This is a genomic window from Hydrogenophaga sp., from assembly GCF_041633695.1.
GTDB lineage: Bacteria > Pseudomonadota > Gammaproteobacteria > Burkholderiales > Burkholderiaceae_C > Hydrogenophaga.
In genome coordinates this window covers 1-1,199 of the sequence record NZ_JBFJMY010000741.1, presented here as the reverse complement: position 1 = coordinate 1,199, position 1,199 = coordinate 1, and the positions used below count along the sequence as shown (strand labels likewise).

The following is a 1,199-nucleotide window of genomic DNA, read 5'->3' as shown; positions in this document are numbered from 1 at the left end:
TCCAAGTGACATGTGAAAGGCGCATACCTAGCTGTGTGCTCCGGACGATAGGGCTTGCCCCAATAGGTCCTTTGCCGACAGCACTGGAGCCATGCCTATGTCGGGCCATTCGACGCCGATGTCGGGATCGTTCCACGCGATGCAACGCTCAAACTGGGGTGCGTAGTAGTCGGTGGCTTGGTAGAGGAAGTCGGCCGATTCGCTGAGCACCAGGAAGCCGTGGGCAAAACCTGGGGGTACCCAGAGTTGTTTGTGGTTTTCTTCGGTCAATTCGACGCCCACCCATTGCCCAAACTGCGGTGAATTCTTGCGGATGTCCACCGCCACGTCGAACACGGCGCCACGCACCACCCGCACCAGCTTGCCCTGGGGCTGCTGCACCTGGTAGTGCAGGCCACGCAGCACACCCTTGGCGCTGCGGCTGTGGTTGTCTTGCACGAAGTTCACCTCCAGGCCGGTGGCTTCGTTGAATGCCTTTTGGTTGAAGCTCTCGAAGAAGAAGCCACGGGCGTCGCCGAACACTTTGGGTTCGATGATCAAGACGTGGGGAATAGCGGTGGGTGTGACCTTCATGAAAACAGTTTTTCGTGGAGTATGCGTTGCAGGTACTGGCCGTAGCCGCTCTTGGCCAGAGGTTGGGCCAAGCGTTCCAGCTGTGTACCGTCAATCCAGCCTTGGCGCCAGGCGATTTCCTCCGGACAGGCGATCTTCAGGCCTTGCCGATGCTCCAGCGTGGCGATGAACTGGCTAGCCTCAAGCAAGCTGTCGTGGGTGCCAGTGTCCAACCAGGCGTAGCCGCGATGGATGATTTGCACTTTGAGCTGGGCCCGATCCAGATAGACTTGGTTGACTGCGGTGATCTCCAGTTCACCGCGTGCACTTGGCTGGACCGACCTGGCGACGTCGACCACCTGGTTGTCGTAGAAGTACAAGCCGGTAACGGCGTAGTTGCTTTTGGGCTGGGTAGGTTTTTCTTCGATGCTGCGGACCTTGCCCGCCTCGTCGAAGGCGACCACACCGTAACGCTCGGGGTCTTGTACACGGTAGGCGAAGACAGTGGCGCCAGCGTCTTGGGAATTCGCTTGTGAGAGCAGGCGGCTGAAGTCGTGACCGTAGAACAGGTTGTCGCCCAGCACCAGGGCGCTGGGCGCACCGGCCAGAAATGGCTCACCGATCAGAAAGGCCTGGGCCAGGCCGTC

2 protein-coding genes are annotated in these 1,199 nt (G+C 59.7%); both read right to left on the bottom strand.

Annotation, left to right across the window (positions count from 1 at the left end):
- Window positions 1-27: 27 nt before the first annotated feature.
- Window positions 28-573 (bottom strand): dTDP-4-dehydrorhamnose 3,5-epimerase, encoded by a 546-nt coding sequence (rfbC, locus tag ABYB95_RS23730; RefSeq protein WP_372662908.1) that lies wholly within the window; start codon window positions 571-573, stop codon window positions 28-30.
- On the bottom strand, window positions 570-1,199 hold a 630-nt coding region (locus ABYB95_RS23725; RefSeq protein ID WP_372662905.1), incomplete at its 5' end, for a sugar nucleotidyltransferase. The genes ABYB95_RS23725 and rfbC, both read right to left, overlap by 4 nt.